Here is an 11,276-nt window from a genome sequence, read left to right as displayed (position 1 = left end):
GTGCAGATCGCCCGGAGCCGCGGCGTCGAGGTCGTCGAGACCGTCGGCAACACCGAGGCCAAGGCCGGCGCGCTCAACCAGGTGCTGGCCGGGTTGCTGCCGACGGCCGGCGCGCAGGACGTCGTGCTCGTGATGGACGCCGACTCGACGATCACGTCCGACTTCCTCGAGGTCGCCCTGGGCCGGCTGGACGACGACCCCGACCTGATGGCGGTGGGTGGCCTGTTCTCGGGTGAGGACGGCGGCCGGGTCCTCGGGCAGATGCAGCGCAACGAGTTCGCCCGCTACCAGCGCGTGCTGGACCGCCGCGAGGGCCACGTGTTCGTCCTCACCGGCACCGCGTCGGTGATCCGCGCGTACGCGATGCGCGCGATCGCGGAGTCCCGGGGCTCCCTGATCCCCGGCAGGTTCGGCGACGTCTACGACACGCTGGCCATGACGGAGGACAACGAGCTCACCTTGGCGTTGAAGTCGCTCGGCGCGCAGCTGACGTCCCCGTCGGAGTGCCGCGTCGTCACCGAGGTCATGCCGACGTGGCGGGACCTGCGCAAGCAGCGCAACCGCTGGCAGCGCGGCGCGCTGGAGAACATCGGCGCCTACGGGCTCACGCGCACGACCGTCCGCTACTGGTGGCAGCAGGTCGGGCTCGCCTACGGGGTCATCGCCCTGCACGCCTACCTGCTGCTCATGGCGCTCGCCCTGCTGGCGGCGGACGGGTTCCGCTGGTCGGCGCTGTGGACGACCGTCGGGCTGATCTTCCTGCTCGAGCGCGTGGTGACCGCGTGGGCGGAGGGGTGGCGCGGGCGGGTGCTGGCGGCACCGTTGGTGATCGAGCTGGGGTACTCGCTGTTCCTGCAGTGGACGTTCATCGTGTCGCTGGCGCAGATCGCCACCCGGAAGAAGTCGGGCTGGAACTACGTCCCGCGGCCGACGGCCACCGCCGCCGCGCTCGCTCTCCCGGTGATGCTCGCCCTGCCGACGCTCCGTCGCTGGAACCCGTTGCCGTCCTCGATCCTGCAGACGACCTGGTTCGAGGCGCTGAGCCTGTTCGTCGGCGTGAACACCTTGATGTTCGCCACGTTGTGCGTGTTCCAGATGCTGCCGCCGATCGGGCGCACCCTGCACCGGTTCCAGGCACGTCGGGCGGCCCGGCGCGATCCAGTCGGGGCGTTCGAGTAGGCGGTGTCGATTCCGGCCCTTCCCGTTCGACGCATCGGCGAGCCAGAGTGGGACCGGCCGACGGGGCCGGTCCCGGGCGGAACGAAGGAGTCGACGATGAAGGTCTTGGTTCTGGGCAAGGCGACGGAGCAGTCCGAGTCCGGCGAGCTCGGTTCCCCCGAGGACTTCGTGGCGATGGACAAGTTCAACGAGCAGCTCGTCGAGGCCGGCGTCGTGCTGGCCGCCGACGGGCTCCAGCCCTCGAGCAAGGGCAAGCGGATCACCTTCGACTCCAGCGGCAGCCCCACGGTGATCGACGGGCCGTTCGCCGAGACCAAGGAGCTCGTCGCCGGGTTCTCGATCTGGGAGGTCGCCTCCATGGAGGAGGCCGTCGAGTGGGTCAAGCGCTCGCCGCTGCGCGAGGGTCAGGTCGAGCTCCGCAAGATCCTGGGCCCTGAGGACTTCGCCGACTCCTTCCCGGCCGAGCTCGCGGCCGCCGAGGAGCGGGCGCGCGCCGACACGTAGCAGTGACCTCGGCGACCCAGCAGGCGATCGAGGCGGTCTGGCGGATCGAGTCCGCCAGGCTGATCGCCGGCCTGGCCCGCCTCGTCCGCGACGTCGGGCTGGCGGAGGACCTTGCGCAGGACGCGCTCGTCGCGGCGCTCGAGCAGTGGCCCGGGTCGGGCGTCCCGGACGTCCCGGGCGCCTGGCTCATGGCCGTCGCCCGCCGCCGCGGTGTCGACGCGATCCGGCGAGCCGTGACCCTGCGGAGGAACGTCGAGCTGCTCGGTCGCGAGCTGCGTGATCACCAGACCCCGATCGACGACCTCGAGCTCGACACCCACGTCGAGGACGACGTGCTCCGACTCATGTTCACCGCGTGCCACCCGGTGCTGTCGGTCGACGCCCGCGTCGCGCTGACCCTGAAGATGGTCGCCGGGCTGTCGACCGAGGAGATCGCCCGCGCGTTCCTGGTGCAGCCGACCACGATGGCGGCGCGCATCACGCGGGCGAAGAAGGCGCTCAGCGCGGCCGACGTGCCCTTCGAGGTCCCGGTGGGCGAGGAGCTCGACGACCGGCTGAGCTCCGTGCTCGAGGCCGTGTACCTGGTCTTCAACGAGGGCTACACGGCGACCGTCGGCGCGCAGTGGGCCCGCGCCGACCTGTGCCAGGAGGCGATGCGCCTCGGCCGCATGCTCGCCGCGCTGGCACCCGGCGAGTCCGAGACCCATGCCCTGGTGGCGTTGATGGAGATCCAGGCGTCCCGCCTGCGCGCCCGCACCGGGCCCGACGGTCGGATCGTGACGCTGGACAAGCAGGAGCGTGCGCACTGGGACCGGCTGCTGATCACGCACGGTCTCGCGGCGCTGGACCGGGCCGAGGCGCTCGGCGGCACCGGCTCCTACGCGATCCAGGCGACGATCGCGGCCTGCCACGCCCGGGCAGCGCACGCCGAGGACACCGACTGGGCGCGCATCGCCTCGCTCTACGGCGACCTCGTGGCCCTGACCCGCTCGCCGGTCGTCGAGCTGAACCGCGCGGTCGCCGTGTCGATGGCCGACGGACCGGCGGCCGGGCTCGCCGTGACCGACGGGCTGCTCGACGTCGCGGCGCTGCGCGGCTACCACCTGCTGCCGAGCGTGCGCGGCGACCTGCTGGCCAAGCTCGGGCGCTCGGCGGAGGCACGGGCCGAGTTCGAGCGGGCCGCCCGCCTCACGTCGAACGAGGCCGAGCGCGCGCACCTGCTCGCCCGGGCCGGGCGCAGCTCATCGGGATCCTGATGTAAAGAAAACTAGACATGGTGTCCGGTCTGTCTTACATTCGTCGGGACAGCCGACCGATCGGAGACCCCATGACCACGGACGACGAGCACGTCCCCCTCTCCTACGGCGAGCGCACGGCCTGGACCTACGCGGTCGTCATCCCGGCGGGCACCCTCGCCTACCTCGCGGTCGTCGTCCCGCGCGTGCTCACCCAGCCCGTCGCGGACGTCGCGTGGGCCGGGCCGATGCTCTGGGCGATGGGTCTGTCGATCGTGGCGAGCATCGTCGGCGCGATCGTCTTCGCCATCGTCGTGCGGGACCACGAAGGCCGGCTGGACGTGCGCGACACCCAGATCGAGCGCTACGGCGACCGCATCGCGCTGTGGTTCACCGCCGGCGGCGCCATCGTCGCGCTGCCCCTCGCGATGCTCGAGGTCGACTGGTTCTGGATCGGCAGCACCCTGTTCGTCCTGGCGGCGGTCGGCTCCACCTGGGGCGCGATCACCCAGATCCGCGCCCACCGGGGGACCTTCGTTGGGTAGGACCACGCGCGTCACCAACACCGTCCGCACGTTGCGGTTCACGCACGGCGAGATGACGCAGGCCGAGCTCGCGACCCGCATCGGCGTCACCCGTCAGACCGTCATCGCCATCGAGCAGGGCCGGTACTCGCCGTCCCTCGAGATGGCGTTCCAGATCGCGCGGGTGTTCGGGGTCCCGCTCGACGAGGTCTTCCAGTACCCCGACGACGAGGACCGCTAGAGATCGCTCGCCCTCACCGGACCGCGTGCCACAGGCACGTGGCCTTCGCCTCGCACACCCTCGCGCGCCCTCCCGAAGGAGCCGGTCATGTCTGTCCGCCGTACCGCCCGCCTCGCCGGCCTGCTCTATCTCGTCGTCGCCGTCCTCGGCGGATGGGCCCAGCTCACCCGCACGCAGGTGCTCGTGCCCGACGACGCCGCCGCCACGGCCCAGGCGATCGCCGACCACGCCGGCGCCATGCGGCTGGCCGTCGGCGCGGACGTGCTCGACGCCACCGCCTTCGCGCTGTTCGGCCTGGCGATGCAGCGGCTGCTGCACCACGTGCACGCCCGCGCGGCCGCCGCGCTCGTGCTCGGCACATGGCTGAGCGCCGCGATGGGGCTGGTCATGCTGACGTTCCACGTGGGGGCGCTGGTCGTCGTCACCGACCCCGCCGTGTCGTCGGCGGTCACGGACGCCGACGGGATCGCCCTGCTGCTGCTCGACCTGCAGTCCGCGGCCTACACGCTCGCCGGCGTCTTCTTCTCGCTGTGGATGGCGTCCGCCGCGTTCCTCATCGCCCGGTCGGGGATGTTCCCCCGGTTCCTGGCGCCGCTCGTCGCCGCCGGGTCGGCCGCCTGGCTGCTGGACACCGTGCTCGTCTCCGCCGCGGTCGACCTGCCGGCGCTCGTGTCCGCCGTCCCCACCGTGACCGCGACGGTCGCCGAGCTCACCCTTCTGACCTACCTGCTCGTCCGGGGTGTCCGCCGCGGCGCCGACCTGGTGGCCGCCTCGGCCGCGAGCGCCTGAGGGAGCGGGGCGTCGGCAATTCGCGTGCGCTCCCCGGTGGGACGGTGTCTGATCGCCACGTGGCCATCGAGCTGAGCACACCGGGCGTCGACCAGCTCGGCGACGTCGTCCGCGCGATGCGGGACTGGCAGTCCGACGCCTCGCCGATGCAGCTGCACCCCGGCGACCTGGGCTGGTACTGGCGGTTCGGCGCGGAGGCGACGGCGGCGGCGGTCCGGACCTGGAGCCGGGACGGACGGCTCCTCGCCGTCGGGTTCCTGGACGGACCCGAGGTCCTGCGGATGACCGTGGCGCCCGAGGTCCGCGGCGAGGAGGAGCTGGCTCACCAGGTGGTCTCGGACCTGTCCGAGCCGGAGCGTGGCGTCCTGCCGGCGGGCGCGGCGTCCGTCGAGGCGCCGGACGGCACCCGGGTGCAGGGCCTGTTGTCCGAGGTCGGCTGGGCCACCGGCGAGCCGTGGACGCCGCTCCGCCGCGACCTCGCGGGGCCGGTGGAGGAACCGGGGGTGCGGACCGAGGTCGTCGGGCCCGGGCAGGAGTCCGAGTTCACGGCCGTCCACCGGTCGGCGTGGGACAGCCCTCGGTTCACCGACGAGCTGTGGCGCACGATGGCGGCCGGGCTGCCCGCCGCCGACGCGCGGTGCCTGCTCGCGTACGACGACCGAGGCGTGGCGGTGGCGGGGGTCACGGTGTGGTCGGCCGGCCCGGGACGGCCGGGGCTGCTCGAGCCCCTGGGAGTCCACGCCGAGCATCGGGGGCGCGGCTACGGACGGATGATCTGCGTCGCCGCGGCGGCCGAGCTGAGGACGCTCGGTTCGTCGAGCGTCGTGGTCTGCACCCCGAGCTCCCTGGCTCCGGCCATCGCCACCTACCAGTCCGCCGGGTTCGAGCGACTTCCCGAGCGGCTGGACCGCTCCCGCGGCGCCTGACCGACAGGGCGCGTCACTGCGCGAGCTGCTCGAGCTGCCAGGTGGCGATGCCGGTCATCTCCTCGCCGTACGGCGCCGACGGGTCGAGCCGGGGGTCGTCGGGAACGCGGCCGTGGCGCAGTGCGTCCAGGTAGGCCCGCTCCAGGTCGACCCGGGCGCGGAGCTCGTCAGCATCGCCGACGGACCCGTGGCCGGGGACGACGACGTCGATGGCGCCGGCCGCGCCCTCGAGCAGCCGCAGCGCCGCGAGGTAGTCCTCGACCGGGTCCTGCGCGAACGGGCTGAGGATGGGCACGAGGAGGTCGGAGAGCATGTCGCCGGCGACGAGCACGCCGCGCTCCGCGACCAGCAGCGCCGCGTGGCCGGGGGCGTGCGCCTGGTGCTCGATGACCCGGACCTCGGGTCCGGCCCACGGCACGCGCGTCGTCTCCGGGGGCAGCCCGGCGATCCGGCCGAACACGCCGTCGAGCGGGACCTGGTCGACGATGTCCGACGGGATCATCCCGGCCACGAAGGACGCCCAGCCCGGGTCCGAGAGCCGTGCCTGGATGGCGGCCGCGCACCGGGCCGTGCCGTAGCGCGGCGGCTCACCGAGCTCGGCGTGCCAGAGCAGGTGGTCCCAGTGCGGGTGCGTCGAGAAGCCCGCCGCCACGGGCCGGCCCCGCTCGCGAAGGTCGGCCGCGATGCCGGCCAGCTCGTCGCCGAGCACCCCGGGGTCCACGAGCAGCACGCCCGCCTCGCCCTCCACGACCACGGCGTTGCTCTGCATGAACTCGCTCACGTGGACGAGCACGCCCTGCGCGATCTGCTGCAGCATCAGCTCTCACTCTCCTGGCGGATGGCGTAGCGGCGCTGCGTGACGCCGGACTCGAACGATCGCTGCTCGAGCGGGTCGAGATCGATCGGCCGGTCGTAGTCGTCGAACAGCGGCCGGCCGAAGCCGAGGATCGTGGGATGGGTGGTGAGCAGCAGCTCGTCGAGCAGGCCCGCCCGGAGCAGCTGGGTGGCGAGCGCGGCCCCGCCCACGCCGATGGCGCCGTCGGTCCGGGCCCGCAGGGCGGCGAGCTGCTCGATCGCGTCGTCCCCGCCGACGACCCGCGTGTCGTGCTCGGCGGTGTGCCGGGTGCGGGAGACCAGCACCTTCGGCTTCGCGGTCCAGATCTCGCCGTACTCGCGCATGTAGTCCGGCAGGGACGCGTCCTCCCGCGCTCGCGGCCAGTACTCCTCCATGAGCTCGTAGAACACCCGGCCGTGGACGATGAGCGCGACCTCCCGCGTCTGCGCGTTGAACTCGCGGTGCAGCTCCTCGTCGATGCGCAGCCACTCGCCCGCGCCGTTGTCGCCGGGGACCTGCTCGATCCGCAGGTCGAGGGACACGTTCATGCTGTAGACGAAGCGGCCCATCGTCTCCTCTTCCCGATAGTGATTGCGCTTTGCAACCACTATATTGAGGACGCAAAGGGTGTCAAGGAGGAGTCGTGGAGCCACGGTCCGGGTGTCCGATCAACGCCGCCGTCGAGGTGCTCGGAGACCGCTGGTCGCTCATCGTGCTGCGCGACGTCATCTTCGGCGACCGCCGCTACTTCCGGGCGCTGCTCACCGGGTCGATCGAGGGCATCGCGTCGAACATCCTCGCCGACCGCCTGGTGCGGCTGGTCGAGGCCGGGATCCTCACGCGAGGGACCGCCGCTCGCGGGCAGCGTGCGCGCTACAGCCTCACCGAGGCYGGCATCCAGACCCTCCCGATCATCGACGCCCTGGGCACCTGGGGCCTCGACTGGCGCTCGGGCAGCGCCGAGCTCCGGGCCCGGCAGCAGCTCATGCGCGACGAGGGTCCGGCGTTCGTCCAGGAGCTCATGGACGAGCTGCGTGTCCGCCACCTCGGCGCCCCACCGATGCCGCGCGACGGGCCGGGCCCGCTCGAGCGCCTCGACGCCGCCTACGCCGCCGCCGCGGAGCAGCTATGACCCGAACGCCCTCCATCGCCMCTCCGAGACCACCTCGACGGCGCCGTCGACGACGGTGATGGCCGTCTGCTCGTCGATGGCGTAGGCCGGCGCGCCCAGGTCGGCGGCCCACTGCTCCGCGTCCGCCAGGGTGTTCGTCGGGAAGGCGTCCAGGTGCGGGAAGATCGAGAAGTCGACCACCCCGAGGGTCCGGTCGTCCGGCGCGGCCGGCCACTCGACGAACGACGGCCCGATCCGGGGTGTCATCACCATGCTCCCGGCACTCACCCCCACCCAGACCGTGTCGGGCAGCGACGGCAGCAGCTCGGCCAGCCCGGACTCCCGCACCCAGTGGCACAGGTACGTCGCGTCGCCGCCGTCGACCAGCAGCACGTCGGCCTCCCGGACCCAGGGCACCCAGCGGTCGGCGCCGATGGTGGGCAGTGCCGTGAGCTCGAGGACGCCGAGCGATGCCCAGCCCAGGCCGGAGAGGTGCCGGAACCGGGGCTCCGCCGCCACCAGCCCCCGCACCGACGCCGGCCCGCACATCGGATGGCCCCACTGGGCGGTCGGGACCACCAGCGCGTGCGACTCGGCGACCGGCTTGCCGAGCAGCCGCACGAGCGCCGCGTGGATGCTGGCGTTCGTCACGCCGCCGGACGTGAGAAGCAGCTTCATGGCGCCTCCAGCCTGCGTACCGGGATCTCCGACTCACGGGCTTCGCCCGACTCGACCCGCTCGACGCGGAAGACCGGTCGACCGGGCCTCTCGGCGACGGCCTCGACGAGGTTCCCGTCGCGGAACAGGACGGCGGCGTGGTCGTCGACCGCGTACCCGGCGCTGAGCGTCCCGTMGGCCACCCAGTCCAGGTACCTCTCACGCCGGCCGGGCTCGCCCAGATAGTGCGGGCACGCACTCGCACCCACGAAGCCGAGCCCGTCGGCGAGCGGGGCGAGCGGCCCGAAGGAGTCGGTCGTGGATCCGTCGAACCAGCAGTTCATCCCCGCGCTGACTCCCGCGAGGACCACGCCGTTCGCCGCCGCCTCGTCGAGGATCTCGGGCAGCCCGTGGAGGCGCCAGACGGCGAGCAGGTTCGCGGTGGAGCCTCCGCCGACATACACGGCATCCTGCTCGAGGAGCACCTTCGGCTCGACATAGCCCCCAGGCTGGTGGCCGAACAGCGAGAGCACCGACGTCTCGGCGCGTCCGGCGAACGCGGACTCGAAGCGTCGGCAGTACTCGTCCGCGTCCCCGCTCGCCGTCGRCACGAAGCAGACGCGGGGCCGGTCCTTGCCGGTCAGGTCGAGCAGGAAGTCGTCGATGGCCGACGTGCCGTCGTCGGACATCGAGAAGCCGCCACCACCGAGCGCGAGGAGCGTGCCGAACATGCGCGGAGGCTACCAGCGGCCCTCGTCGAGCCGCGCGGGTCCCCGGCCACGCTGGCTAGCATCGATCGCATGCCCATCATCCTCGAGAACGTCGGCATCGCTGTCCGCGACCTCGACGCGACGATCGCCTTCTTCACGGACCTCGGACTCACGGTCGTCGGCCGCGACACGGTCAGCGGTGAGTGGGCCGACACGGCAGTCGGCCTCGACGGCAACCACGCCAGGATCGCGATGCTCCAGACGCCCGACGGTCACGGTCGCCTCGAGCTCTTCGAGTACATCCACCCCGACGCGATCGAGACGGAGCCCACCCGTCCGCACGAGATCGGCATGCACCGCGTCGCCTTCTCGGTCGACGACATCGACGAGGCCCTGGCGATCGCCGCGAGGCACGGCTGCTACCCGCTGCGTGGCGTGGCGACGTACGAGGACATCTACAAGCTCACCTACGTCCGCGGTCCCAGCGGCATCCTCGTGATGCTCGCCGAGGAGCTCGCGACCGCTCAGCCGTAGTCGCGGCGGTAGCGGGCCTCGACGTGCCGGGCCTGCGACTCGCGCTCGGCCTCGACCGTCGCCCCGTGCTTGTGCGCGAGGGCCGCCAGGATGGCGTCGCAGACCTCGGCGTACTCGGCGACGAGCGAGGGGCGGGTCGTCGCCACCCAGCGCTGCTCGGCGGCGTACCGCACGTACTCGCTGACCGCGGCCTGCTCCGTCCGGATGAGGCTGCCGTCGCAGACGAGCGGGCTGCCGTCCGGGTTCGCGATCCCCGGACCGGCCTGAGCGGCCGGAGGTGGGGCGGCGACGGCTGGTGCCTCGCGGGGCTCCGGCACTGTGTAGGCAGGGGCTTCCGGCGGCGGCGGCGCATCGGTCCGCCGCGCCTGCTCGGGGACCCCGGGCGCCAGCATCCCGGCGTTCAGCTGGCGGAGCTGCTCGGTGAGACCGTCGAGCCTGGCCGTGTAGGCCTCGATCACTCCGAGCTGCACGTCGAGGGGCACCTCGGCGTCGCCGCCGAAGAGGTCCTGGTCGTAGGACTCCCGGGCGCGCAGCAGTCGCTGCGAGAGCCGGTGGATCTCGTCGCGCAGCTTCACCGCCTCGCCCGCCACCTGCGGGGGCGCTGCGGGCAGGTCTGCGTCGTTCAGCGCGTGTGCCATAGCCAGCTTCCTTGGTCGCCTGTGGCGTCTCTTCTGCATCGACGCCGTGGGGCGGCTACGTGAGCAGTGAACCGGGCGAATTCTCGTGCGCCCACCAGCTGCCCCGTCGACCCGTCGTCAGCGCACCCGCAGCACCTGGCCCAGCCGCTCACGCCGGCGGGCGGACGACTCGACCGCCACCACCGCCAGCACGGTCGCCCCGAGGAGCGCGACCGGCAGCACCGTCCACCACGGCAGCACCACCCCCGGATCGGTCGACTGCCCGGTGACGAGCCGCAGCGCGAGAGGCGCCACGAGCGCGCCGACGAGGGCGATGGCGAGCAGCACGCCTCCCGCCGCGGCCACCAGGGTCGACGGCAACAGCTCTCCGGCCGCGACCCGCGCCGTGTCCCGTGGTCGCAGGCCCAGCACCCGCGCCGTCGCGAGGGATCGGGCACGCCCCGGAGCGGAGGCGGCTGCAGCCAGGACGACGATGGTCATCGCGTACCCGGCGCACAGGACTGCGACGAGGGCGACGAGGGTCAGCAGCCCCCCGGCCAGCGGGTCGGACCGGCGCTCGGCGAGCAGCTGTGCGCGGTCGAGCACATGCCCCTCGACGGCCGGGGCGGCCGCGCGCGCCACCTCGGACGACGTCGGGCCGACCGCCCACACCGTGTCCAGACCCACTGCGTCCTGCTCGGCACCGGCGGGCCGGGACCCGGTGCGCTCGGCTCGCGCGGTCGCGACGGCCCTGACGACGGCGGCCAGCGCGTCACGGTCGACCACGACCGTGGGGCCGCCCGGTGTCCCGTCGGGCTGCTGCGCGGGCAGCGCGGGGACCTCACCCATCGGCTCGAGGTCGACCGTCACGCTCCCCCAGCGCAGCGACGGCCGGGTGCCCAGCAGGACGCCCGGCACCAGGGCGGGGAGCGGACCTGGTGCGACGCGGGTGGTCGCGGCGCCGGACGCATCCGCCAGCGCCGCGAGCGCCGGGGCGGCCCCGAACGGCGTGCGCGCGAGGAGCTCTCCGAACGGCACCGGGTCGACCGCCAGCACACGCACCTCGTCGACGCCCCGCACGCCGAAGACCTGGGCCCGGGCCTGCACCCGCCCGACGGCCACCGCGTCGACGCCCTCGGCGGCGGCCATCCGGTCCGCGACGTCCTGCAACGAGGCGTCCTGCGACGTCGTGCGCAGGACGACGTCGGCGCCGAGCCTGTCCCACGCGCCGTCCGCCTGACCGGCACGTGCGGTGCCGGCGAGCGCACCGCACAGCCCGACGAGCGTCGTGACGACGATGAGAGCGACGAAGGGCAGCATCGCCCCGGTGGAGCCGGCTCGCGCCGCCGCGAGCAGCCCCGGCGCCTTGCGGGACCGGCGCGCGACACGCAGCGCTCCGCCCAGCAGCAGGGGG

At 73.3% G+C, this 11,276-nt stretch carries 15 protein-coding genes; 9 read left to right on the top strand and 6 right to left on the bottom strand.

Annotated features, from left to right (window positions below; translation table 11 throughout):
* The 7 genes from ACXJKG_RS14545 to ACXJKG_RS14515 form a co-directional block, all read left to right on the top strand.
* Nucleotides 1-1,179 (top strand): glycosyltransferase family 2 protein (locus ACXJKG_RS14545; protein WP_456846461.1); only part of this gene is annotated, 1,179 nt, incomplete at its 5' end.
* Nucleotides 1,180-1,275: 96 nt separating this feature from the next.
* Entirely contained in the window at nt 1,276-1,683 is a 408-nt protein-coding gene (locus ACXJKG_RS14540) for a YciI family protein (RefSeq protein WP_456846460.1), read from the top strand.
* Between the two features lie 2 nt (nt 1,684-1,685).
* Nucleotides 1,686-2,939 (top strand): RNA polymerase sigma factor, encoded by a 1,254-nt coding sequence (locus ACXJKG_RS14535; protein WP_456846459.1) that lies wholly within the window; start codon nt 1,686-1,688, stop codon nt 2,937-2,939.
* 71 nt (nt 2,940-3,010) lie between these two features.
* Nucleotides 3,011-3,463: a hypothetical protein gene (locus ACXJKG_RS14530; RefSeq protein ID WP_456846458.1), complete on the top strand. Its 453-nt coding sequence runs from the start codon at nt 3,011-3,013 to the stop codon at nt 3,461-3,463.
* Entirely contained in the window at nt 3,456-3,683 is a 228-nt protein-coding gene (locus tag ACXJKG_RS14525; RefSeq protein WP_456846457.1) for a helix-turn-helix transcriptional regulator, read from the top strand. The genes ACXJKG_RS14530 and ACXJKG_RS14525 overlap by 8 nt, the downstream gene beginning before the upstream one ends.
* Before the next feature lie 87 nt (nt 3,684-3,770).
* A complete protein-coding gene (locus tag ACXJKG_RS14520; protein ID WP_456846456.1) occupies nt 3,771-4,472 on the top strand; it encodes a DUF4386 domain-containing protein in 702 nt (233 codons plus the stop codon).
* 44 nt (nt 4,473-4,516) lie between these two features.
* Complete coding sequence (locus ACXJKG_RS14515; protein ID WP_456846455.1) at nt 4,517-5,398, top strand: GNAT family N-acetyltransferase; 882 nt, start codon at nt 4,517-4,519, stop codon at nt 5,396-5,398.
* Nucleotides 5,399-5,411: 13 nt separating this feature from the next.
* Here the strand turns inward: ACXJKG_RS14515 and ACXJKG_RS14510 are convergent, their stop codons facing one another.
* Both ACXJKG_RS14510 and ACXJKG_RS14505 read right to left on the bottom strand, forming a co-directional pair.
* Nucleotides 5,412-6,215, bottom strand: a complete 804-nt coding sequence (locus ACXJKG_RS14510; RefSeq protein WP_456846454.1) for an MBL fold metallo-hydrolase — start codon at nt 6,213-6,215, stop codon at nt 5,412-5,414.
* Entirely contained in the window at nt 6,215-6,802 is a 588-nt protein-coding gene (locus ACXJKG_RS14505; RefSeq protein ID WP_456846453.1) for a dihydrofolate reductase family protein, read from the bottom strand. The genes ACXJKG_RS14510 and ACXJKG_RS14505 overlap by 1 nt, the downstream gene beginning before the upstream one ends.
* Nucleotides 6,803-6,876: 74 nt before the next feature.
* On the opposite strand from ACXJKG_RS14505, the gene ACXJKG_RS14500 reads away from it, so the two are divergent.
* Nucleotides 6,877-7,365, top strand: coding sequence for a winged helix-turn-helix transcriptional regulator (locus ACXJKG_RS14500; protein WP_456846452.1), 489 nt, complete (start codon nt 6,877-6,879; stop codon nt 7,363-7,365).
* Here ACXJKG_RS14500 and ACXJKG_RS14495 read toward each other — a convergent pair.
* Both ACXJKG_RS14495 and ACXJKG_RS14490 read right to left on the bottom strand, forming a co-directional pair.
* Nucleotides 7,360-8,022 carry a Type 1 glutamine amidotransferase-like domain-containing protein gene (locus ACXJKG_RS14495; RefSeq protein WP_456846451.1) on the bottom strand — a complete coding sequence of 221 codons (663 nt, stop codon included), beginning with the start codon at nt 8,020-8,022 and terminating at the stop codon, nt 7,360-7,362. The genes ACXJKG_RS14500 and ACXJKG_RS14495 overlap by 6 nt on opposite strands.
* Nucleotides 8,019-8,732 carry a Type 1 glutamine amidotransferase-like domain-containing protein gene (locus ACXJKG_RS14490; RefSeq protein ID WP_456846450.1) on the bottom strand — a complete coding sequence of 238 codons (714 nt, stop codon included), beginning with the start codon at nt 8,730-8,732 and terminating at the stop codon, nt 8,019-8,021. The genes ACXJKG_RS14495 and ACXJKG_RS14490 overlap by 4 nt, the downstream gene beginning before the upstream one ends.
* Before the next feature lie 69 nt (nt 8,733-8,801).
* Here ACXJKG_RS14490 and ACXJKG_RS14485 point away from each other — a divergent pair, with 69 nt between their 5' ends.
* The gene (locus tag ACXJKG_RS14485; protein ID WP_456846449.1) at nt 8,802-9,245 is read left to right on the top strand and encodes a VOC family protein; all 444 of its coding nucleotides are present in this window, start codon (nt 8,802-8,804) and stop codon (nt 9,243-9,245) included.
* Here the strand turns inward: ACXJKG_RS14485 and ACXJKG_RS14480 are convergent.
* Nucleotides 9,236-9,883, bottom strand: a complete 648-nt coding sequence (locus ACXJKG_RS14480; RefSeq protein ID WP_456846448.1) for a hypothetical protein — start codon at nt 9,881-9,883, stop codon at nt 9,236-9,238. The two genes, ACXJKG_RS14485 and ACXJKG_RS14480, sit on opposite strands and share 10 nt — an antisense overlap.
* Nucleotides 9,884-10,000: 117 nt before the next feature.
* The coding region (locus tag ACXJKG_RS14475) for an FtsX-like permease family protein (protein WP_456846447.1) at nt 10,001-11,276 on the bottom strand (1,276 nt) is incomplete at its 5' end.

This window comes from Cellulomonas sp. P5_C6, from assembly GCF_054049635.1.
Note: the sequence above shows the minus strand (reverse complement) of the source record. Positions and strands in the feature narration are given on the sequence as shown.

Excerpts from the sequence above, each read along its gene's own strand:
- ACXJKG_RS14485 (WP_456846449.1), top strand. The coding sequence starts at position 8,802 with ATGCCCATCATCCTCGAGAACGTCGGCATCGCTGTCCGCGACCTCGAC.
- ACXJKG_RS14530 (WP_456846458.1), top strand. The coding sequence starts at position 3,011 with ATGACCACGGACGACGAGCACGTCCCCCTCTCCTACGGCGAGCGCACG.
- ACXJKG_RS14505 (WP_456846453.1), bottom strand. The coding sequence starts at position 6,802 with ATGGGCCGCTTCGTCTACAGCATGAACGTGTCCCTCGACCTGCGGATC.
- ACXJKG_RS14540 (WP_456846460.1), top strand. The coding sequence starts at position 1,276 with ATGAAGGTCTTGGTTCTGGGCAAGGCGACGGAGCAGTCCGAGTCCGGC.
- ACXJKG_RS14480 (WP_456846448.1), bottom strand. The coding sequence starts at position 9,883 with ATGGCACACGCGCTGAACGACGCAGACCTGCCCGCAGCGCCCCCGCAG.
- ACXJKG_RS14520 (WP_456846456.1), top strand. The coding sequence starts at position 3,771 with ATGTCTGTCCGCCGTACCGCCCGCCTCGCCGGCCTGCTCTATCTCGTC.
- ACXJKG_RS14510 (WP_456846454.1), bottom strand. The coding sequence starts at position 6,215 with ATGCTGCAGCAGATCGCGCAGGGCGTGCTCGTCCACGTGAGCGAGTTC.